This is a genomic window from Pseudoalteromonas sp. Of7M-16, assembly GCF_022347805.1.
GTDB classification, from domain to species: Bacteria; Pseudomonadota; Gammaproteobacteria; order Enterobacterales; family Alteromonadaceae; genus Pseudoalteromonas; species Pseudoalteromonas luteoviolacea_F.
Genome location: NZ_JAKRFY010000005.1, coordinates 269,245 through 291,190 on the forward strand (window position 1 = coordinate 269,245; position 21,946 = coordinate 291,190).

A 21,946-nucleotide genomic window follows, 5' to 3' on the forward strand; every position below is an offset into this window, starting at 1 on the left:
ATAAACATACCGAATCGATATGCCAATAAGTCGACTCCATTAAAAAATATATTGAGGATCCATCGATCCCAATTAGCATCTTATCTCATGATCAGTATAATAGGCGCCTCATTTTAGAAATCCAAGTTTATCATGGCAGAACAAGAGCAAACCCTATTCGCAAAACGCTTCAGAGGCTTTTTCCCAGTTGTAATAGATGTTGAGACCGCAGGGTTCAACAAAGAAACAGATGCCCTATTGGAAATAGCGGTCAGCTTGTTAAAAATGGACGATAACGGTGAGCTCAGTATTGATAACACTATTCACTTCCATGTCGCGCCATTTGAAGGCGCTAATATTGAGCAATCGGCCATTGAGTTTAACGGAATAGATCCATTTTCAGAGCTGCGAGGTGCCGTTGAAGAGAGTGAAGCAATTAAAGAGATTTGCAAAGCTGTTAGAAAGGCGCAAAAAGACGCTGGCTGCCAGCGCTCTGTCATCGTTGCACATAACGCGGCATTTGATCATGGCTTTTTAAACGCGGCGATAGAACGCAACAATATCAAGCGTACGCCTTTTCATCCATTTGTTAGCTTTGATACCACTTCCTTGTCTGGCCTTGCACTAGGGCAAACTGTGCTGGCGAAAGCATGTCGCGCGGCGGGTATTGAGTTTGACAACTCCCAAGCACATTCAGCACTTTACGATACTGAACGCACAGCTGAACTATTTTGTTACATCGTAAACAAATGGCAAGCACTTGGCGGATGGCCGCTACCTCAAGTAGACCCAGACAGTGATCAAGAAGAACAAAGTTAGTTGTCGCTTGTAAATTACAAAGCTAAAAAAAGCAGCCTAAGCTGCTTTTTTAATTCTGGAACTCTTGCGTGATTTTTCCAGCGTCTAATTTAACTGAATGAGGTGGGTAGATTCTTGAAAAAGATCGACTATCCTTCGCGATTGTCAATTCTATACCCGGGTGCATTAGCTCATTTACTTTAACTCGGCTCAGTTTAACCAACCGAAGTAGCTTTTGTGCCACCAGTTTACAATTACGAACATTGCGTTTGTAATGCGCATCTAAACGCTGCTCTGTGACAGCAAGCTTTTTCAAATAGCTGTCACGTTTATCTGACGCAGGTGTTTTTTTTGCTTTTACTTGAGCTCGCTTAACTGCCAAAATTTTATCAGACAACAATTTATCTAGCTCTTTAAACTCTTTTTCTTTTTTCTTTAAATCATACCAGTCTTGGGCGAGGACTATTCGAGTCCTAGTGCCTGAGGGCGCGCCGACTTCGCCGGCTTCAATACGCATCGCATTATAAACGTTACCGCCTATAAGCTTGCCACGCGGCGTGTCTCCCTTACCAACTCGGATCAGGCGCTTAGACTTCAAGTCACAATGCAACGCCTGACGCTCAATAAATAAGTCCTGTTCAGATTCTATATGGCAATATTGTCCATAACCCACTGAAATAGTTCGTTTTGCTTTGATAATGCAAGAAAACTCTTCGCCATCGAGGCGTTTTCTGCCAATCGCACCTAACATGACCGTCACCGCACTGTCACTTTCCAAGTGCGCTGACTCAACAAAACCAATAACAGTAATATCACCTGAGGCTTTGATTTTCATGCCATCTTTCACATCACCGCTAACAACGACACTGCCATCAAATTCGATATGGCCGGTTGTGACATCTACATTGTCATAGCATAAAACATCATCAACTCGCATCCCTCTTGGCACCGCTACAGGCACACCTTTTGCGTCAGCAATTAACAAATTAGGGTCTTCAGGGCTGATTTTTGTGCCTTCAGATACCTGCAGTGTGAAATCTTTGCCTGGCTTAGGCTCTAATACATCACCAAATACTGAAAAGCCTTTCTCTCCTGGAGTAGGAGGAACTCGCTTCATTAGCGGGCTGCCTGGTTTAACTGTGATAATTGCACCTAAGTCACGCATATCTACTTTGCCACCAGACTTTTCCTGTGGACTAAGTATGCGGTCTTGCGCTGTCATGCATAATCTTACAAATCTTGCATCTGTGCCGTCTTTCGCACGAACACCATGAGCCACAATCCCTGAATACACACTCCCTGGAGATTGCTCAAACTGCTGCCCCAAAAAGGTGTCTAGTGCCCTTTCATTGATCCCCTTAACCACGCCTGCATCGGTCAATGCATCTCTTGCTTCATCAATTGTTATTAGCTTACCGCCTCTCGCGGTTGTTAAGCGCGCTTCCGCAAGCATGTTGTTTTCTTCAACACGAATAGAAATTGAAGCATCAACTGCTCTAGCAACAATTAACAGATCTTTCTCTCTGTCATCAGATGGAGAAAATAATTGACCAATATTAGCGTGAATGACATCAAAGTCGGCATAAGAAGACTGCTCCAGCATTTCAACTAGCTGTGCAGCACTAGCGGGAAACCCCGAGTGCGCAGGATGTTCCTTTAAAGAAACATACCCAGACTCCTCATCAAATTGAAACAAAGACATCACTTCCTTCCTAAATACTATTGCATATTTTACTTTTTTTTATGCAGCTCTCGCCATTTCAGCACATCGCTCTCACAATGTTAAGTTTAAATTGGCCACTTTCTAGGCAAATTATGAATGATTGTAAACGCTCTTGGCGCTTAAATTACACAAGTTGCTATTATTACTAAATTTATCGGAAAAATGCGTGATTTCTTTAGTAAAATTCGCAATATGAGACTTTATCATTAGCTTTAGTCAGGCTTGAATATCGACAATTAAGTGAAATATTTATTCCATTAACTGCGATATTTTATTGAAAACTACGTAAATTCCAATTCAATACATTTAGTCATTAATAAAAATAACCGTGAAATTTTATGCATTTTTTACGCCACAAAATACATCCCTACCACTTATCAGAGCACAGACCTCTTTACTTGGAGCGCAAAGCACTTATTAGAAAGTTCAGATGAATGCCAATCACTCATTATTCACTATCTTCTTCATAGGTGTTCTCAATAATTGGTGTAATACTTGCTGACTAAAATTCATAGCTTATTAACGCGTCTATATTACGTAGTTGCTATTGACGCTAAACGGCTAAACTTGACACAGACTTTTGCAGGGAGACAGGTATGAAAACGCAAATATTAAAATTAGCTACTCATGGTCAAAGTTTTGGGTATGTAACCGTAAACGATGATTCATCTGGCGTTTTTTATGGCAATGGTCACATAACCAATGCAGCTAAATTTGAGTTAACCCCCTGTGCTAGAGACGAACAAGCGTTTTATTACAAGCTGGTCGGCTCTAGTAGCAGCTACATGGACTTTTCACTCGCATCTAAGGTCGTAAAAATCACGCGCTCTAAAAGCCCGGAAGCATCAAATATTTGTGCATGGAAAATGTTAAACGGCGCATTGTGTGCGATTATTCCCGGGACTAGTGTATTTAAAGCCCTCAGCCGCTCCACATTCAAACATGGATCAAATGTACTATTTGCTACTTCCCCTTGCGATCAAGATTTTTGCAAGATAAGTATTATCACCCATTGAATGCTTGGTCGCGTTTGAAACAAACGTTTTTGGTTTCAACTATTTCAAAAACGTAGTATCTATTAGAATGAATAGAGTAACACAAGGCATTACACCTTGATGGCGTTTGAAAATTGATTGCTTGGGTTATTAGGCTGCATTAAAACATTGGGGATAATTAAACAACGCGGGCAACCCAGATAACGCCGATAAAAGCGGTAGTACGTTTCTCTAACCTCTCTCCAATTAATAATGGCAACTTACTAAAAATATTGGTTCTCACTGTTACGGCCATTTTGCTAAAAGTTCAGGTGCTTTTTTGAAAACAGCCGTATAATTTAATTGAGACACGCCCCACTCTTTCCACTTTCAAGTGCAATCGCTTTAGCCGGATTTTCGACTTGATAATACAATGACATGATTTGCCACTGCTGATCCGCTTTGTAGAATTGAATGCTATTCACACCAGTAAAATCAGGATTCGTTTGGTCTTTGTTAAAGCGAGTTTCAGCGACACTGTAAACGTGAGAAAACCTATCATAAGTTTGAATCTTGCGGACAATTTCACATTCATAAAAACCCTGCTCAGATGTTTTATCCAGTAGCTTTATAAATTCCTGCCCTGTCAGACTCATCAGGCTAGGCATTCCCTTTTTTAAATGCACGCCAAATACTTTTGCCTCAGGATGAAAGAGCTGTTTCAGTTTGTCTATATCCGGTTTTTTCTGTGGCTCATGTGACATAGCTTGAAATAGTGAATTAACCGCGCTCTGGGGTGTATCGCTCGCAACACAGCCAAAAGCTAAACAGACTAAAGAAACCATAAATAGAAACCGCATGACCTACTCCTTTGTTATAATTGTTTTTTACACTCGATCCATTGCTAGGCCAAGTCCATCTATATTTACCATTTATGATGCGAGCTTTTCAACTTCCCAAAACGACAGCAAGTATCGACTCCTCCCTCACAAGAAGTCGACTGGAATATAACAGTGCTGAGGTTTATTCAAAAAGTGACTGGCAACTGCCTTGTGTTTTAATTTGTGTCAGTGTTGCACTCAACCGCTCATAAATAGCCATATGTGCAAAGTTACCAGTGCTGATCCGCTTAACTCCCAACTCCGTCAACTTGGCCACGCTTGGTAACTCCGGCATCGCCATCACATTGATAGGTAGTGACGTAGAGCTAGTAACTTTACGTATATCTTGCTCAGCCGTGATACACGGGAAAAACAATCCATCCGCACCAGCCATTTGGTAGCTGCGGGCTCTCATACAGGCCTCTTCAGCTGCACCTTCAACACCTAGTAGAAATACATCACAGCGAACATTAATAAAAATCTGCACATCGCGTGCTGTTAAGTGCGCGCAGACTTGTGTTAATAATTCTGAAAACTCATCTTTGTCACATAACCTACGAGAGTCCTCTACCCGGCTATCTTCAATATTGATACCTACCACCCCCAACTCAGCAAGTTGCTGAATATGATTGGCAATCACGAGTGGATCGCTGCTAAACCCTGACTCGATATCTACGCTTAGCGGCAGAAGACTTGATGCAGTGATCCGCTTAACCACAAACAGAAGCTCTTCAAAAGGGATGTTCTCACCATCTTCGTAGCCAAGCACAGCAGTCAGTGCTGCGCTCGATGTACCCATTGCTTGATAACCAGCTTGCTCAGCACATTTTGCGCTGGGCGCATCCCAAACATTTGCCAATAGAAGTGGAGTAGCTTGTTGGTGCAGCGAATAAAATTCGTTCATTGTCGTTCCTTTTTATTATTTGGTTTAGTAATTACGGTTTGTTGCGATACGTGTATTCTTGCAACCACGCAGTAAAAAGACCAACGATGAAAATCGACTTTTAATATAAGCATTGCTTATAATACAAGGTAGATAATAAGAATAAATTGTGTGCGTGTGTTTAAAAATATTAATCTTCTAGTCACTTTCGAATGTGCCGCCAGACATCGAAGTTATAGTCTAGCGGCAAAAGAGCTCTGTATTTCTCAAGCTGCTGTCAGCCAACAAATGCGTCAACTCGAATCTACACTCGGTACTCGTTTATTTATCCGTAAAGGCAAGCAAATGCAGCTCAGCCAATCTGGCCAAACTCTTTTTGAACACGCCCAAAAGGGATTAACCATATTGAGCCAAGGAGTAAGCCAACTACAAAAAGAAGAAATCGACGGTGAATTGACCATCACTTCAACTCAAGCGTTCATCGCTCTGTGGTTGATGCCAAGGCTGCAATCCTTTACAGAGCAATATCCAAATATTCAAATCACTATTTCATCTTCGGCAAGCTTCGTTGACTTAAAGCAAAACCACCTAGATTTAGCCATCAGATTTGGTCAGTCTGTAGAGCAAAATACGCCGAGCAATTTAGTCTGTGATTACTTCGGTGAATCTGCGGTGTATCCCATTTGTTCGAGTCAATTTGCACAACAGCTAAATTTCAACTCACCCGAAAACCTGTTATCACAGCATATAGTAACTTTAGAAAACCCAGGGCCTTATGACTGGCCAACTTGGTTTAAGGCAGCTGGCGTATCAGGCGTTGAATGTCACACCCAGTGGACTAAGGTTAACTCGACGGATATGGCAATCAGTGCTGTCGCAAGCGGCCACGGTGTTACTCTTGCAGTTCCTTATTTGTGCCAACAACAGCTCGACAACGGTACGCTGGTAATTCCTTATAAGCTTGCCCATCCAAACACCGTCAAACGATACTTTGTATATGATGCAAACTCCCCAAGACTTGCACGACTGAAGGTATTTACCGACTGGATCAATAAAGAAATGGAACAAGACTAAGCCTTTGTTACTTTAATTTTTTAGAGCTCCTTTTATAGCGGTCCTCGCGCTAACATTGAGTTCTTTACTGGTGCACGTTCACATAAGCCTCTTATGACTTAATTCCCCACTTGATAAAATCATCATCAAACCTCCGTCCCTCAATAAACCGAAAAACGGATATTTGTGGCTAAAATATGACCAAGAACAATAAACGCGCCGTAACATCGCTTTGATAGCACAAATATATTTACAAAATATGACCAAGAACAATAAACGCGCCGTAACATCGCTTTGATAGCACAAATATATTTACAAAATATGACATACAAATTATATTTCAGCACAAATTTGGTACAAAGTTAGTTCTAAAGGATGAGATCTAGTTTATTAATTTCCATTTTACTGTTTTTATCGGCGTGTTATGACAACGCTATCATTGAGTCGTTTGAAACATTCCCCTACAACCCACAGAGTCAATATTATTTATCCAACAATCGAATAAATACTGTCTCGAACGACCACCCTATTTTTAACACATGCCAAATTCATGGTTGGGATTTTTATGCCCTTTATGACCTTGAAAAGCACATACTCGTATGCATGGATAAAACCGAACATAAGCCTAAGTATCACTTGTTGTCAAAGAGCCAGACCCTCGATTTAGGCCACTCACCACCACTCAGTATTAAGTCAAACTATCTGATAACTCGACAGCTTTCGGTTTATAAAATCGGCCGCACGATCAAAAAAGTACTATCGAGTAAGCACACCTTATCTTATCGCTCCGCCGCTATTCACAGGGAGCAATTCAATGACGTAATAATTTTGAAAGGCGCATCAATATATACATTTAATGGCTCAGAGTTCCATCGCCTTTTGCCTTTAAAGCAAGGACTCATTAATCAATTCACCGTCCACGATTTGGCCCTCAGTACTGATGAACACACTCTGTACCTTATTTCCTCTTATGGTAATCGGGGGTTAAAAGATATCTATATTCACGCATTTGATTTGAAAAATTTAAGTTTATCAACGCAATCCAAAGTTGAATCTAACTGTATCTGCTTTCAACACACCCTTAACTATGAACAAGGAGGTCCAGTATTTTTTTATATAAACAAAAGTAAAAAGTCAGTTGTAAAAGGAAAAATAAAAGGAAAGGAAAATTATGAAAAATAAACGCTATTTAACACTGCTCTTGGTTGCTTTGACCTGCACAAAAGCATTGGCATTCAAACAAGGCATACATGAAAACATCACTGATACGGTACTTAAAAAAAACGATTTTCACCCGGGCTCCACAGATGAGGTCTCTGACTCTAACTACTACACTGATGTTGCAGAACCACATGTAGAAGCTGCCCATGCAGATAACAATGTACTGGATCTTGCCTCCTCACGATTAACAGAAAAAACCAATGAAATTATAGCGGCACTGGAAAATTGTGATAAACGTAGAGCACTTGATGCACTTGGAGAAGCCCTTCACACAGTACAAGATATTGTGTCTCATAGTAATACTGTCGACAATAAGCACAATATTGATGACATGTTCGCACTGCAAAACGGTGCTCGATTCCATTGTGACCAAGATAACAACTTTGCGCCTGATGGACTTGTTACGGGCTATTTTTCTCTTTCTGGGTTTCTCTCCCTAAAACCTGGGGTCACACAATGTACGGGTATGCCTGATGGTGAGTGCTGCCACAAGTTTTTGAATAAGGATAATGATAGCCAACCAAATGGCGATAATTTTACCGCTGCTAAAGCAGCCGCTGAAGAACTGACACAACGATTTCTAGATAACCTCTATCAAAAAATCGACCAGCAATTTTCTACACACGCTGAATACTACAAAAACATGCTTAAAAAAGAGCAATCGAAGATTTATTTTGTGATTGACGACACAGGTAGTATGGGGGCCGATATCGCCGGTGTTAAAGCGTCGGTAAATAGCTTATTAGATAGCAAATTGGCGTCAGGAGAATCCCCCACATTGGGCCTTGTTACATTTAAAGATAGCCCGTCAGATCATGGTCTAGTCTGTGATATTGAACGCTTCAGAAGTAAAGTTAATTCGATTAGCGTTTGGGGAGGGGGCGATTGCCCTGAAGCCTCCGGGGCAGCGATACACACAGCACTCAACCAATTTACTGTTAGTCGTGGAGATCTCTACGCACGAGGTGGTGAGATTGCGCTATTTACCGATGCTTCGCCCCGCAGTCCAGCTTTAGTCGGTGCAGCACGCGCTCGCGCAATCGTTCAAGGTGTTAAAATCAATACTTTTTTAACGGGCACGTGCTCTTCCTTTCGCTCGGCTGAAAGTGTTGAGCAACAAAATACCAGCATCGATTTCCCGATTGAAACGGCACCTAGAAGCCTCAGTTCAATCGATCAATTTGAAAGGCTATCCTACGAAACAGGCGGTCTAAGCTTTAAGGTCAATCGACGCGAAATTGCCAGTGTACTGCCTATTTACTTAGAATTGAGCGACCTCGAAAGTACCACTTTGGCCAACCGTCAAGTCACCTCATCCGCTGAAAAGCCAGGAGTTGAAGCCATAAATGTAGATAAAACAGTGGCAGGCCACCCCCTTTCTGTGATTATTATGAAAGGGAAAAACACCAATTTTCCAGGGGTCAAGCTCCTTGACCCTACAGGCAAAGATATCACTAATGATGCCAAAGTAGTAACACGTCAATTTAGTAGTCTTATCGCTATGTCTATTTCAGATACACTCTCAGGCTCTTATCAATTGATCTTGTCTGGTGCAGACAGTACATACCCAATACGCGCTTTTGCTAAATCGTCATTTAGAGTCAATGATGTAAAACTGTATCAAGTTCCAGAGAGAGAAATACGGCATGTCGAGTTAGTACCTCTCGTTGGGCAACCTACGATCGGGCAAACGGTTCACGCCAAAGTGCGTTTTTCTCAAGCACCTAGAGACGCTACATTGCAGTTGGTTGATTACACAGGAAAGCTAATAAAGCGCATCCCTTTGCTCAAGGAGCCGACACATCATAGACGTTTTAGTGCCGAATTTATTGTACCGGAGCAAGCTTTCCAACTCCATCTTACTGGTCAATTGGATTCTGGTGGAACCTTTACCCGAGAGTTACCCAACGTGATTTCCACACAGCCTTTTTTCCTCAAGGCAACGCCACAGTGGTCAACCGCAGAGCCGGGAGAAGAGAAAATAATTCAAGTACTGCTTACTAATCGCTCAGAGCTACAACACAAAATTGAATTACATGCGACTTCCACCTCAGGCTCAACACTCTCTTTTGCTAAAGACCATAGCATTGGGGCAAATAGCACCAAAACCATTGAGTTAAAAGTGAAAGTACCTGCTTCTTCTACCATAGGTAATTATGACGAGCTGATTATAGAGGCACGAAGCAAAGAAGACGCAAACGTATACAACACCACCGTCGCCAAAATACTAGTTGCTGAGAACCACGCCCCCATTGCAGTGAACGACCAATTAATCTCACCACCCAACGAAGAAGCAACAATATCGGTACTATTAAACGACCGAGACCCAGATGGTGATACTTTGGTTATTGAATCTTTCCAAGGTACCTCAGCACAAGGAGGCACAGTCACACTTGCTGGTGATAGCCTAAATTATATGCCGCCCGCTGATTATCTAGGTCCGGATAGTTTTAGCTATACCATTAATGATGGTCGCGGATTGTCTTCAACCGCTCAAGTATTGGTTTCGGTGGAAAAAGCATTACCTAAATGCGCCGATCACCAACACTGGGAAAAAGGGAGAGCTTTTGTTAAAGACAGTATTGTTTACCTAAATGGCATGCTGTACAAAGCCAATTGGTGGAGTTACAACGATGATCCTAGGTTAAACTCCAGCGACAGCCCATGGATGTTCGTTTGGCAAAACCTATCAGAATGTAGAGAGTAATTGTTGCCCAAAAGCGACAGTACGTAGTACATGAAACAAGGGAAGCGCTAGTGATCGGCTTCCCCCTTAACTTAGCTAAGCGCCCACACACTGAAGCCAAGTAAAACGAAAGCGCGGGTAGATTGTTCTTTCAGTCACCGCGGTACTTTCACACATCCTGACTTTCCCCGTATTTATCCTCGCTTTCGCCAATTCCCCACCCTCTATGCTGTTTATCATTACCAGTCAAACGTGCATTGCAGATTTGGCTCAATAGGCCATTTGTGGAAATAACTCGCTAACGCTCTATACAACTAGGAGAAAATATATGTCAGGACTCGTCTCTATGGCCCAGCAGTTTAGCGGCCTACCAATGAAATCTTTAATTGGGGGACCGCTAAAGGCCGCAACAGATGCAAACGGTATGATGGCACGTACCCAAACCCAATTTATGCTTAGTACATGCTTTGAAAACGGTGGTGGTGGCGGAGGCGGTGGTAACCCACCAGCATCTGGCAGCAACAGTAAACTCACGCCGATAATGGTCGAATTTGCGCTTAGTCGCCCAGTTATTAAAGCAGATGGTACTGACGGAAAAGATGCCACTATCACCTTAAAACTGCCATTGCTGACACTTATTCCACTCAACTCCCTAGCTGTTGATGATGTCAAAATTCATTTTGAGATGGAAGTCTCAAGCTCAACGTCAAAAGACAACGAAAAAAGCAGCGAGCAAGAAACAGCTGCAAAAGCCGATATTACTGCAAAATATAATGCTGGTCTGTTTTCTGTGGAAGTGCACGGTTCAGTATCACACAGCAGTAAGTCAACCTCGAAGCAAAAAGAACACTACGAAGCGTCAAACAAGGCAAAGTATGAAGTCGATGTACACGCCGGGCAGCTTCCTTTGCCTACGGGGGTAACAACCATTATCAACGCATTTACTAAAAACATTGACCCTATTATAGAAAAAGAGCAATAGCGTCTGACTTTAAACACTCATCAGAGGAAGCACATCACTTCCTCTGCAAATACTAATAAGAAGAGACCACCATGATCGAATTTCAATCGCTGATGAAAGCCATTCATAAAGGGGTTAAGGACGCTGCTAAGTCCGTTGAAGGTGAAACCATTGACTTTGTTAAGCGCTTTTTCGATGAACACCAAAATGAACAAGGGTTGCCACCAAGTTACTCTCCTAAAACCTGCACAATGCAATTTCCTAGCAGAACTGAAAATGGCATTGATACAGTTAATGCAGAGGTTCCACTACTGGCCTTGGTGCCTATTTCATCTCCTAGAATAACCGAAGTTAAATTTTCTACCGATCTGGAAATTAGCACAAACGAGCAAGATCAACTTTTAGTAGCATTTGCCAAAAATACGACCAAAACAGGCCTTCGAGATAAAATCATTGGTACAAGCGGTGGAGAAAATACTGCCAATGCGCACCTTGAAATCACACTCACAGGTAATGAGCCTCCAGAAGGATTAAAAAAGCTCATTGAAGGTTATGAACGTGCTCTTCGAGCTCAAATCCCTGGCTAAAATAAAACATAGAAGGATTTAGCATGAACACCAACATTGCCTCCCAATTTTCCGGTCTGCCAATGAAAGCCCTCATTGGCGCACCGTTGAAAGCAGCAACAGACGCCAATGCAATGATAGCCAATGCGCAAACCCAATTTATTTTAACAACGTGCTTTGAAAAAAGTAATGAAAGTGGTGATCAGCTTGTTCCAAAGATGGTTAACTTTACATTGTCTCGCTCTGTGATTGAACAAGATGGCAACATCAGTAAACAGCCAATAAAAATGGACATTTCAATCCCATTGATGACGTTAATTCCGATTAATTCGCTGGCCATCGAAAAGCTAAAAGTCTCTTTTAACATGGAAGTTAAAAGCTCACGCGAAATCAAAAAAAAGGCAACGCAAGAGCAAAAAGAAGTGCCCTCGAAAAGCCGCAGAACAACAGTTCAGGGACGCCGGCAAAGAAGCGCTCAAAGCAAAAAACAAAACAGCGAGCCGAGCTCAGAGCCACAACAAGCACATGACTTCGAGACCGAATTACACGGCTCTTTGGCGAAATCAGCACAAGGAGAGCAACAATCCAGTGCGGCTCATGCCAGCTATGAAGTGACCTTAGAAGCAGGTCAACTGCCATTGCCAAACGGTATCACCACCATATTAGAAATATTCTCAAAAAACATGATGCCATTACCAAGCAAACAGTAAGGAATTTAACAATGAGTATAAAATCCAAATTAGACTGCCCCGAATGCGGTGCACCAATTTACTTTGAGTCAAACCTATTGCTCACAGGCCAATCATTTTCATGTTCTAACAGTCTTTGTGATGTTTCCATCGCCTTAACAGCGACAGATAAAGAGGTGGTATCGGATGCATTCAATAAATTTGAACAAATTCGAAATACCGCATCTTCACAAGCCGGATAACACGACAGTTCAACAAAGCACACATGCCAAACGACAGACTCGTGTTTGGCATGCCTCAAGTCTATTAGCGCTCAATACCCATGGATTATTTAAGCTGTTTATCAAAAAATGCCAACATGGCTTCAAGTGTAGTAATACGATGGGGCTGATAACTCAAGTGGTGATCGCCATCTTCAAGCTCTATGTAAGTGACATCTTGGTTGTGTTCTTTGAGCGCTTTTGCCATTTTTTGACTGTGTTTTACTGGTACAACTGAGTCTTCGCTACCGTGGATCAGAAGTATCGGCTTGGACACCAAGTTGGCAAAATTAATCGGTGATATGTTTTCTAATTTATCGCGGTCTTTTCCTAGTTGTTTGCGGATCACTTCTTTGCTAGTGAAGTACCTGGCCTGTGAATATATAGATGCTAAATCAGTGACACCTGCAAAACTGGCCGCACACTTAAATGTGTCTGGGTGCTTGATCAGGGCCATTATTGCTGCGTAGCCACCATAGCTACCTCCGGCAATGCACATTTGACTCTTATTCGTATAACCCTCGTCAATCAGCCACTTGGCTGCGTCGTCTAAATCGTCCTGCATAGCTTTGCCCCAACCTCCAATCGCAGCTTGCGCAAATTCGAAGCCATAGCCATATGAGCCTCTGAAGTTTGGTTGGAACACAATATAGCCGTGAGAAGCAAAAAACTCAGACCAATAATCATAGCTTTGATAGTCACGTGCTGCTGGGCCACCATGTGGTAGTACAATTGCGGGGTAGTTTTTCCCTGATTTATAACCCTGCGGTAAGGTTATATAAGCTTCTATTTTGATGCCATCTCTTGCTGCATACTCCACCTGTTGCTTGCCCAAATAGGTCTTTTCATTGATCTGCGGATATACCTGAGCTAAATAATAAATCGAGTTGTTTTTTCTATTTCCCAATAAATAACTGCCAGGATCCTTGCTAGATTGGCTATATACTATATAGCTGTTTCCGTGGTTATCCATGTCAGTGATGACGTTAGTTGCATTGGGTAACACCTGAGAAATAGAGGTTTGCAGCGTTCGTAATTCCTCATCCCAATAGTGAATAACATTGTCTATGTTCGAATGAGAATACCCTGCAACAGCTCCTGTTTTTGGAGAGTAAACTAAAGAACCATCAGCGTCATAGTTTGGATCGTGAAACACCAATTCACTAGAAAGAGCCGGATCTGTGATATCCACCTTAAAAATTGACTCTTTATCTTTATGAATGGCTTTTATATAAAGCGTATTCGGATCTATATCAAAACCAAGCACAGCGACTTTATTTTTAGAGAAAACTTCGTAATCGAATATTGTTTTCCATTTATTCGTTTTACTGTCTAGTAAACGATAAAACACACGGGTATCATCCTGATGATATGAAATCCTTACATTGCCTTGTTGATCAGCTATCCAATCAACCACATGCGCTTTAAAGCTCATAACCCGTTTTAAACGCCGCTTCTTTACATTCAGTTTGTAAACACCTGGGCGGTTTCGTTGTTTAAGATCAATAGAAACCAACACGTGATCTGGGTCATCAGGTAGCATACTGATCACATTGTCTTTGAATTGAGAATTATTCTGCCCTCTTTTCGGTCGAATAACCGCTTGCGTGCCTTTTTTCTTTTTCGTTAAGTCATAACTTAGTAACTCTGTGCGCGTATATCTTATAAGGCCTTGTCTTTCTGTGTATGAGACGCCCAATAATAAAATGTCCTCATTAACCCAGTCGAACCAATTAAGTTTTGCATTTAGGTTGTCGGTTTTTGTCACTGGGTAAACTTTGCCTGTTGTCGCTTCTTGTATTACTAAAATTAATACTCCGCCACGATTTACTACATAGGCATATTTAGAGCCATTTGGAGAAAGGTTAAATTGGCTTACATTCGGCAAGCTCGCATGAGCTTCAATAGGTAGGATTGGCTGTTTACTAGCTAACACACCGAAATGAAACGTTGTTATTATTATTGCGATGAAGATCCAAAGCGGCTGACGCATTATATTCCTATTGTTTAATTAATTCCCAAACAGGAATTATCAAACACATTAAATCCACTTTCTACAACTTTTCCTAAAGCATATCAAAAAAGCCTATTAATTACAAAAACAAAATAAAAAGAAAAGAAAAACCAACAACCTTTAACTTTATTTTAATGATGCATCATTTGAATACACGCCCTCATTGGCCCTCAACAAAAGACAAATAAACGCACCATTAAGAATAAATTAAACACAAAATTATTAATAATTAGGTCAAAAAAAGCAGCAATAACACCTTAACTAAAATAACCTCAATTAGAGACGCCCCTTTCAACATACAGCCAAGTCATTGTTTTTATTATCTTAAATCACAAAACTCACGAAGAAAGCGTTTATAATTGGTACTTAATGATGAAATTTAGCGTCAAATATTGACTTTTAAAGCCACATCACAATAATTCGCCAATCCTGAACAATCATCACAAGGTTTACGAACATCAATGTTTAGTATTGGAAAAGAGAGAAAAGCACTTCAACAAGCCCTTGCTATAGAGAAACAAGATCGACAAGCTCTAGAGCAAACCCTTTTTTCTGTCGGCCGCTCTACTGCTATCATTGAGTTCACTCCTGACGGCAAAATCATTACTGCCAACGATAACTTTCTTAAAGTTATGGAGTATGATTTAAGCGAGTTAATAGGTCGACACCACCGAATTTTCTGCGATAAACAATATTCAAGCACTGCCGATTATCAAGCCCTATGGAATAGCTTAAACCGAGGTGAATTTTTCTCCGGTACTATTGAGCGTTTCACAAAATCGGGTAAACAACTGTGGCTTGAAGCCAGTTACAACCCTGTTTTTGACGCAAGTGGAAAACTGTTCAAAATCATTAAATTCGCATCGGATGTGACAAAACGAGAGTATACAGCCGTATCGCAACAAAATCTCATTGATGCTTTATACCGTTCGATGGCAGTCATCGAATTTGATACTTCAGGCAATGTTTTATCGGCAAACGATAACTTTTTGGCTGCGACAGGCTACCGGCTAGATGAAATTAAAGGCCAGCACCACCGTATGTTTTGTCCCGGACATATTGTACGGTCTTCTGAATACAACGCCTTGTGGAGCCAATTGACCAATGGACACTATTTTAGTGGTCAGGTTGAACGTCAGAATAAGCACGGACACGAACTGTGGTTGGAGGCGAGTTACAATCCAATCATAGATAAAAGTGGTAAAGTTATAAAAGTAACTAAATTCGCCTCTGATATAACTGACCGTATTGTAGGTACTCGCCAAGCACAAGAAAAAGTTGGCCAAGCCTCTAACTTGGCTGATAGTGCAGCTCAAAGTGGATCAAAATCTGTTTCAGGCGCAATAGACCTAATGCGATTACTTAGTAAAGATATGGGCACTGCCCTCACTAAAATTGAGGCACTGAATAAGCAGTCAGACCAAATCAATAACATCGTTTCAACCATCAGTGCAATTGCTGAGCAAACAAATTTACTGGCGCTAAACGCAGCAATAGAAGCGGCACGAGCCGGAGAACAAGGTCGAGGGTTTGCGGTGGTTGCCGATGAAGTGCGTCAACTGGCAGCAAGGACAAGCAGTTCAACGACAGAAATCGCCGATGTGGTAAAAGAAAACCTGGCCCATTCAGCCGAGGCATCCGCTTCGATGCGAAAAAGCGCAGAACAAGTCGCTTCAGGCGTCGAGTTAATTGAAGAGCTCAACACCACAATCAATGAAATTAATCAGCAAGTTGACAGTATTGTAAATACGGTCTCAAGGCTTAGATAGCCCATTAAGCAGACTGTACTTGGTGTGATTGCCGTATTTGGATCGCACCTTTTGATTTAGTAGTCGGTTTTCATTACTCTGAGTAATATGTTTTCACCAAGCGATTGAGCTTTACGTGGGTGTATGACGCTCCTTCGTGTCATTTATTCGACCCCCTCATTGCCTATAGCTTTGTATTTTTATCTTTAATACTAAACACTCTACAGCTCCAAAGCCCCGATATTCGAGAAACCCGCTTGGATTTAGAGGAATTTTACTCTATACCTCTTCGCTAATTACTATTATTAGATGGTATATACTCTTATTTTAAAAAAGGGGAAATAACCCCATAAATGTGGGTCAACACCGAAATCAAGCCAAGCATATAGATTCATATAGAGGAAGACTTAACGACAAAGTATATTAAAAATCAGAAAGAAGTAGGCTGGAGAAAGTTAAGGTATAAAATCTACATAAAGGCCAGCAAGTTCTGGCCTTATAGATATTTCGATTACTTATGCACAAGTATTAGTTGTACAGTTCGTATCATTCGGGTCATTTGATAGGCAACCTGTTGATGTTGGTCTATCGCACTCGTTATAAAATGAAATCCATCTACCACCACCAACAATGCCTCGTGTCGCTTTTGTAGGTAATGCAGCTTTGTCGTTTGAAAGAGTCTTAAGTTTTGATTTTTTGAAGTTGAGTTTCATTATAATTCCTTTAACTTTTATTTTTAATTGGCAATAACCCTGCCATAAATTTTATTAGCTCACACTTAATAAAGTACGACCCAAATTAAAATAAACAACAAGAAATATTCAAGCTATTTAATTTAACGACAACAACCTTGTCACAAAAAAATACAAATGTAAAGTCAACATCATAAGTTTTGAAGGTTTCATTTTCTTACTAGTATACCCACCTATATACGGTGGGCGCTAAGTAAGTTTTTGAACCTAAAATCTCGATTTAGCTTTAATCTCCACTTCTTCAGGTACTAAAAATACGCCAGAAATTGCTTTTAGATTTACCTGTTTACCTTCGGGTATAGAAAATTCAAACTTATGTGCCAACTGAGCATCAGGGAAAGCGGCAAGATATAACAAGGCCCAGCGCATCGAGAATGCGCCAGCGCCCGCAACTTGGGTTAAAGATCCTACGACAATTCCATTGAGGTTAGAGCTAAACTTCTCGATCGCATCACCATATTGTTGATAGTACTTTTCTTGTAAATCCGTAGGCATTAATTCATGGCGCGTGTTGTTTATAAAGCCATTCGGCAACCAGCTCAAACTCTTTTATCGAAAATACTCAGTTCAAATTCACCAAAGCTATCATCAAACATGACTGATACTCTGAACAATTTATAACTTTACACGGGCAATAGACGGACGACTCTGGCCATGTTCAAAGCCGCTAGTACCACAGTGGTTTGCATCAATCGCGATACTCACAGGCTGTTGCGCTGTTTTTGCTGCAAGTAACATAGGATATATATGGTCAACATTGGCATTGTTAGGGTCAACTATGAAAAAGTTACCACTTACTCTGGCGCAGTTTTTAGGATTTGTGAAAACGCTACTACCACCCTCTGTATTAAAAGACACCAATAAATAACCTTCTTTATATCCTGCGCTCAACTCAGCCACATTGACATTAACCAGCCATTTATCAGCACTGTGCGCTTGGGAAATTGAAATGAAAGAGAGAAAAAGTACTACAGAAAAAACCGAATCATAAAGTATAACAACCATTAATATTAATAAACCACTTATTTTATGATTTTTTAAGGATGGATGCAAAACCATCCTAAGTAGGATGGCCTTGTAATTTATTGCTGAGCTATAATCTCGATTTAGCTTTAATATCCACTTCTTCAGGTACTAAAAATACGCCAGAAATTGCTTTTAGATTTACCTGTTTACCTTCGGGTATAGAAAATTCAAACTTATGTGCCAACTGAGCATCACCATTGTCATCTAAAAAACGCTCGGGGATAAATTCATCTGGGTTTTCCCACAGCGTCTCGTCACGGGTAACACTGTAATTATTAATCACCAGCGGCGTGCCTTCTGGAATAAAATAACCGTCTAACAAAGTATCTTTGCTAGTTGCATAATTCGCCGCTGGCATAGACGTAATAGAACAGTGACGTAGCACTTCAGCGATAAATGCTTGTGTATAAGGTAAGTCAGCTTTGTGCTTATTGAGCGGTACCTCATCATCCCCAACAACTTCATCTAGCTCCTTTTGCACACGCGCTTGATATTCAGGAAAAGCGGCAAGATATAACAAGGCCCAGCGCATCGCGAATGCCCCAACGCCACCGCCTGCACCCGCAACTTGGGTTAAAGATCCTACGACAATTTCTTTTTCTCCGATATTTAAGCCCGCTTTGGTCGCATCATCAACACTATCATTCGCTGCGAACAAATAATCACATAAATCGCGATACTCCCCGGCCACATAGTCTTCTTTACGGCGATTCACGTTAAATGAAACATATTGATCTAGACCATTGAGGTTAGAGCTAAACTTCTCGATCGCATCACCATATTGTTGATAGTACTTTTCTTGTAAATCCGTAGGCATTAATTCATGGCGCGTGCTGTTTATAAAACCATTCGGCAACCAGCTCAGACTCTTTTCATCGAAAATACTCACTTCAAATTCACCAAAGCGATCATCAAACATGACTTTATGTAAAAAGCTGGCGAGCTTTAATGACACCTCGCGATTGGGGTCAAATGATACATCTCCTTGCGCTTTCCACACGGCGGCAATGTCGTTAACCTCTGTGGTCATCCAAGTTTCGATTTGGTCCCAACGGGTTGAAAAATACTCACGCATTGCGTTTGCAAACACTTTTCGGTGGACCTGCCACTGTTCTCCGGCTTCTAATTCTAAAAAGTGCTTTTGTGGTGCGATTTGCAAAATTTCATAGTCCGCTCGAACATTAAATACATCGTTTTGAGCGACCAATGCTTCGCGTACATATTGATAACCATTCAGCGCCACTATTGGGCCCTTGGCTGTTTCTACCGAGTAGATATCTCCATATTTTTTCGACAGAGATTCGATTATTAGGTGAAAATCCTCACCCCAAAAAAACTGCTGTCCATCCTCACTGTCAAATGAAATATGAGGAATTGTCGGAGTTAATTCGTCTAGATTTAATTTGCTTTGTGGTAAAGCTTCTGCTGTATCGGTGTTTTTCATTGGTCAAATCCCACTGACTAAGGTTGATAATTCTGGTGTTGCAAATTGATTGTCGAATTGCTCTGACTGCATGTACCAAGCAAGTGGAAATTTCTCGGTAATGCGAAAAATTTTTCTACCTTGTGAATACACTATGTAAGTGCGGTACAACACAAGATCTTTGGGCTCTATGGCAAAATGCTGAGACAGCTCATTTGCATACTCAAAGCCCCAAGCGAGCAATGTCTTATACGTTTCTATTTGAAATTTTTCCCATGCTTTGCCAATGGGAATACGTGTTTCAGTTAATGCACGAGAAAAGTTCACATTCATATTGCCGTGGTACACTAAAGAGTCTGCATACAAATAAGGCAACCCAGTTTGGTCACCATTAAGCGTGATCACACGCCGCTGGCAATGCATCTCTTCTTCATGTGGTACTACTCCAACTTCCGCTTCGAGCAATTTGTCGACGACAATTTTTTCCCCAACAATGCTTTCTAGCAGCTGGGTTACAGTTCCATCAGTACCTAGAATAATTTTTTGTAGGTAGCTGAGGTTACTCAGGTTATACGCTTGCGTGCTTAAACTATCGTCTAAATTGCACAGGCTTTCATCTGACAATCGAATCATGTCCTTTCCTCGTACTATTTACTTGCTGATCTCGCGTAACCCGTCTAAACGCAAACGAGACAATAATTTCTGTGCGGCCAGTGCCACTTCAAAATGAATAATTCGCGGCCAAGAACTTATGTTTGGAAAGCTAAGCAAAAATTCTCTTGCCGTGTGAGTCATGTTATTTGGCCCATCAAGACGGTATTGGGCTGCAAATTGCGGATTGTGTAACAACTTTACACGTAACATAGGGTCTTTAAATAAGCTGGGAATTTGAGGCATACAACCAACCAGCTTCGCCACTGAATCCATGTAGTGACAATAGTTCACAAGAGAAGCGACATGTGGTGTGATCTTGTACTCAGTTTGCCAATGTTTCGTATCGTACTTAATCACGTCATGCATTTCTGATAGTGTTGGCAACTGCGCCTCACCACTTGCGAGCTTGGACAAATAACGGCATTGCATCTCTGCGATAACAGGAATGCCGCCTTGTTGTGGCCTGACAAAGCCAATGAATGATAGTGAATGCCCCATTTCGGGTATAAACAATTGTTTGTAGAGGTCACGCATGTTGGCAATACTGACATCCAAAAACGGGAAGCTCAGCTGATAACCTGTGCAAAAGACAACCGCATCAACCTCTTCACGCGTCCCGTCTTTAAATACTACTGCATTTTTCTCAAACCGTTCTATACCACCAATATTTGGCGTAACCTTACCGTCGGCAATAGGACGAAATAATCGTTCATTTTTAGTCACAGCTTGATGATGAGATGGTCCGGACTTTTTCAGCCACTCACCGCGAATACGCACATGGTCGTTGCGGCTCGTCACATACTTATTGAAAATGCCCTTGGTGATCCCACCGTGGTATCTATGCGGTAATTTATTTACGATCCGTGATGTGAGCCATGATGTATCTATTGTGAAGTACGGATCTTCTTGGAAAGCCATATATCGAGGCGCCACCGCAGGATACCGACGCAGCGATAAAATACACTTTCTCGCCACTTGCGAAATTTCTGATGTGATGTCTGCCGAGCTTTCGCCTAAGCCAACACATAATACCCGTTTGCCAGCATAGTTATGTTTGTCGCGATAATCATTCGAGTGCTCAATGTTTCCTTGATACATATCCAAACCAGGTAAGTCTGGTAACTTAGGCTTTTGGAAATGTCCTGAGCAAACTGCAACCATATCAAACTCTTTTGTTTGTTCGGTATCGGCATTCTTGTAGGTGACGAGCCATTTATCACCTTGCTTTTGAACACAGCATACTTCATGGTCATAATGAATATGCTTAGCTATATCAAAACGTTCAATATATTCGCCCAAGTAGTTGATATACTCTTTTTTTGACCAAAATTTCAACTTTTGATGGTTGGGCACATAGTCTGAGTAGGCCATAAAATAGTTTGAAATAGTCAGGTGTAAGTCGTCATAGATTTTTTTATCTGCGAAAACACCTCCAAAACTTTCTGCTTTTTCAAAACAAGTTACTTGATGGCCGCCATCTGTTAGCTGTTTGACGGCGGCAATACCAGATAAACCAGCACCTATCACTGCTATTGTCTTGTTCATAATTCTCTCCGTGTATAGCAAGGAACTGCACACCACAGCCATAACGGCTCTGCATAAAGCCATATGATATTTGTACAATTCCGAGGTTAATGTTTACTTTGTGTAAACTG

General features: G+C 41.3%; 20 protein-coding genes. 10 read left to right on the plus strand and 10 right to left on the minus strand.

Annotation, left to right across the window (positions count from 1 at the left end):
• Nucleotides 1-132: 132 nt before the first annotated feature.
• On the plus strand, nucleotides 133-798 hold the full coding sequence (gene rnt, locus MHN81_RS07570; RefSeq protein WP_239425433.1) for a ribonuclease T: 666 nt from the start codon (nucleotides 133-135) through the stop codon (nucleotides 796-798).
• A gap of 49 nt (nucleotides 799-847) precedes the next feature.
• Here the strand turns inward: rnt and MHN81_RS07575 are convergent, their stop codons facing one another.
• The gene (locus MHN81_RS07575; RefSeq protein WP_023401512.1) at nucleotides 848-2,479 is read right to left on the minus strand and encodes a FapA family protein; all 1,632 of its coding nucleotides are present in this window, start codon (nucleotides 2,477-2,479) and stop codon (nucleotides 848-850) included.
• A 617-nt stretch (nucleotides 2,480-3,096) separates the two neighbouring features.
• Here MHN81_RS07575 and MHN81_RS07580 point away from each other — a divergent pair.
• A complete protein-coding gene (locus MHN81_RS07580) occupies nucleotides 3,097-3,516 on the plus strand; it encodes a hypothetical protein (RefSeq protein ID WP_023401511.1) in 420 nt (139 codons plus the stop codon).
• Nucleotides 3,517-3,833: 317 nt separating this feature from the next.
• Here MHN81_RS07580 and MHN81_RS07585 read toward each other — a convergent pair whose 3' ends face one another.
• Both MHN81_RS07585 and MHN81_RS07590 read right to left on the minus strand, forming a co-directional pair.
• On the minus strand, nucleotides 3,834-4,334 hold the full coding sequence (locus MHN81_RS07585) for a hypothetical protein (RefSeq protein ID WP_239425434.1): 501 nt from the start codon (nucleotides 4,332-4,334) through the stop codon (nucleotides 3,834-3,836).
• A gap of 163 nt (nucleotides 4,335-4,497) precedes the next feature.
• On the minus strand, nucleotides 4,498-5,259 hold the full coding sequence (locus MHN81_RS07590; protein WP_239425435.1) for an isocitrate lyase/phosphoenolpyruvate mutase family protein: 762 nt from the start codon (nucleotides 5,257-5,259) through the stop codon (nucleotides 4,498-4,500).
• Nucleotides 5,260-5,415: 156 nt separating this feature from the next.
• Between MHN81_RS07590 and MHN81_RS07595 the strand changes: the two genes are divergently transcribed.
• From MHN81_RS07595 to MHN81_RS07625, 7 genes are all read left to right on the plus strand, one after another.
• Complete coding sequence (locus tag MHN81_RS07595; protein WP_036977259.1) at nucleotides 5,416-6,312, plus strand: LysR substrate-binding domain-containing protein; 897 nt, start codon at nucleotides 5,416-5,418, stop codon at nucleotides 6,310-6,312.
• 354 nt (nucleotides 6,313-6,666) lie between these two features.
• Complete coding sequence (locus MHN81_RS07600) at nucleotides 6,667-7,473, plus strand: hypothetical protein (protein WP_239425436.1); 807 nt, start codon at nucleotides 6,667-6,669, stop codon at nucleotides 7,471-7,473.
• Nucleotides 7,463-10,219, plus strand: a complete 2,757-nt coding sequence (locus MHN81_RS07605; RefSeq protein WP_239425437.1) for an Ig-like domain-containing protein — start codon at nucleotides 7,463-7,465, stop codon at nucleotides 10,217-10,219. The genes MHN81_RS07600 and MHN81_RS07605 overlap by 11 nt, the downstream gene beginning before the upstream one ends.
• Nucleotides 10,220-10,526: 307 nt before the next feature.
• A complete protein-coding gene (locus MHN81_RS07610; protein WP_239425438.1) occupies nucleotides 10,527-11,180 on the plus strand; it encodes a DUF2589 domain-containing protein in 654 nt (217 codons plus the stop codon).
• A gap of 71 nt (nucleotides 11,181-11,251) precedes the next feature.
• Entirely contained in the window at nucleotides 11,252-11,746 is a 495-nt protein-coding gene (locus tag MHN81_RS07615) for a DUF2589 domain-containing protein (RefSeq protein WP_023401504.1), read from the plus strand.
• A 23-nt stretch (nucleotides 11,747-11,769) separates the two neighbouring features.
• Nucleotides 11,770-12,435, plus strand: a complete 666-nt coding sequence (locus MHN81_RS07620; protein WP_023401503.1) for a DUF2589 domain-containing protein — start codon at nucleotides 11,770-11,772, stop codon at nucleotides 12,433-12,435.
• Between the two features lie 11 nt (nucleotides 12,436-12,446).
• Nucleotides 12,447-12,656, plus strand: coding sequence for a hypothetical protein (locus MHN81_RS07625; RefSeq protein ID WP_023401502.1), 210 nt, complete (start codon nucleotides 12,447-12,449; stop codon nucleotides 12,654-12,656).
• Nucleotides 12,657-12,741: 85 nt separating this feature from the next.
• Here the strand turns inward: MHN81_RS07625 and MHN81_RS07630 are convergent, their stop codons facing one another.
• Nucleotides 12,742-14,667: a S9 family peptidase gene (locus MHN81_RS07630; protein ID WP_239425439.1), complete on the minus strand. Its 1,926-nt coding sequence runs from the start codon at nucleotides 14,665-14,667 to the stop codon at nucleotides 12,742-12,744.
• A 482-nt stretch (nucleotides 14,668-15,149) separates the two neighbouring features.
• On the opposite strand from MHN81_RS07630, the gene MHN81_RS28065 reads away from it, so the two are divergent.
• The gene (locus MHN81_RS28065) at nucleotides 15,150-16,457 is read left to right on the plus strand and encodes a PAS domain-containing methyl-accepting chemotaxis protein (protein WP_275446954.1); all 1,308 of its coding nucleotides are present in this window, start codon (nucleotides 15,150-15,152) and stop codon (nucleotides 16,455-16,457) included.
• 494 nt (nucleotides 16,458-16,951) lie between these two features.
• On the opposite strand, the gene MHN81_RS07645 is transcribed toward MHN81_RS28065, so the two are convergent.
• The 6 genes from MHN81_RS07645 to MHN81_RS07670 all read right to left on the minus strand — a co-directional run bounded on the left by MHN81_RS07645 (nucleotide 16,952) and on the right by MHN81_RS07670 (nucleotide 21,836).
• The gene (locus tag MHN81_RS07645) at nucleotides 16,952-17,149 is read right to left on the minus strand and encodes a hypothetical protein (RefSeq protein WP_023401499.1); all 198 of its coding nucleotides are present in this window, start codon (nucleotides 17,147-17,149) and stop codon (nucleotides 16,952-16,954) included.
• Nucleotides 17,150-17,395: 246 nt separating this feature from the next.
• Complete coding sequence (locus MHN81_RS07650; protein WP_239425440.1) at nucleotides 17,396-17,731, minus strand: hypothetical protein; 336 nt, start codon at nucleotides 17,729-17,731, stop codon at nucleotides 17,396-17,398.
• 72 nt (nucleotides 17,732-17,803) lie between these two features.
• Nucleotides 17,804-18,193, minus strand: a complete 390-nt coding sequence (locus MHN81_RS07655) for a hypothetical protein (protein ID WP_239425441.1) — start codon at nucleotides 18,191-18,193, stop codon at nucleotides 17,804-17,806.
• Between the two features lie 88 nt (nucleotides 18,194-18,281).
• On the minus strand, nucleotides 18,282-19,658 hold the full coding sequence (locus tag MHN81_RS07660) for a cytochrome P450 (protein ID WP_239425442.1): 1,377 nt from the start codon (nucleotides 19,656-19,658) through the stop codon (nucleotides 18,282-18,284).
• A 3-nt stretch (nucleotides 19,659-19,661) separates the two neighbouring features.
• Nucleotides 19,662-20,270 carry a chorismate pyruvate-lyase family protein gene (locus tag MHN81_RS07665; protein ID WP_239425443.1) on the minus strand — a complete coding sequence of 203 codons (609 nt, stop codon included), beginning with the start codon at nucleotides 20,268-20,270 and terminating at the stop codon, nucleotides 19,662-19,664.
• An 18-nt stretch (nucleotides 20,271-20,288) separates the two neighbouring features.
• Nucleotides 20,289-21,836 carry an NAD(P)-binding domain-containing protein gene (locus MHN81_RS07670; RefSeq protein WP_239425444.1) on the minus strand — a complete coding sequence of 516 codons (1,548 nt, stop codon included), beginning with the start codon at nucleotides 21,834-21,836 and terminating at the stop codon, nucleotides 20,289-20,291.
• Nucleotides 21,837-21,946 lie beyond the last annotated feature (110 nt).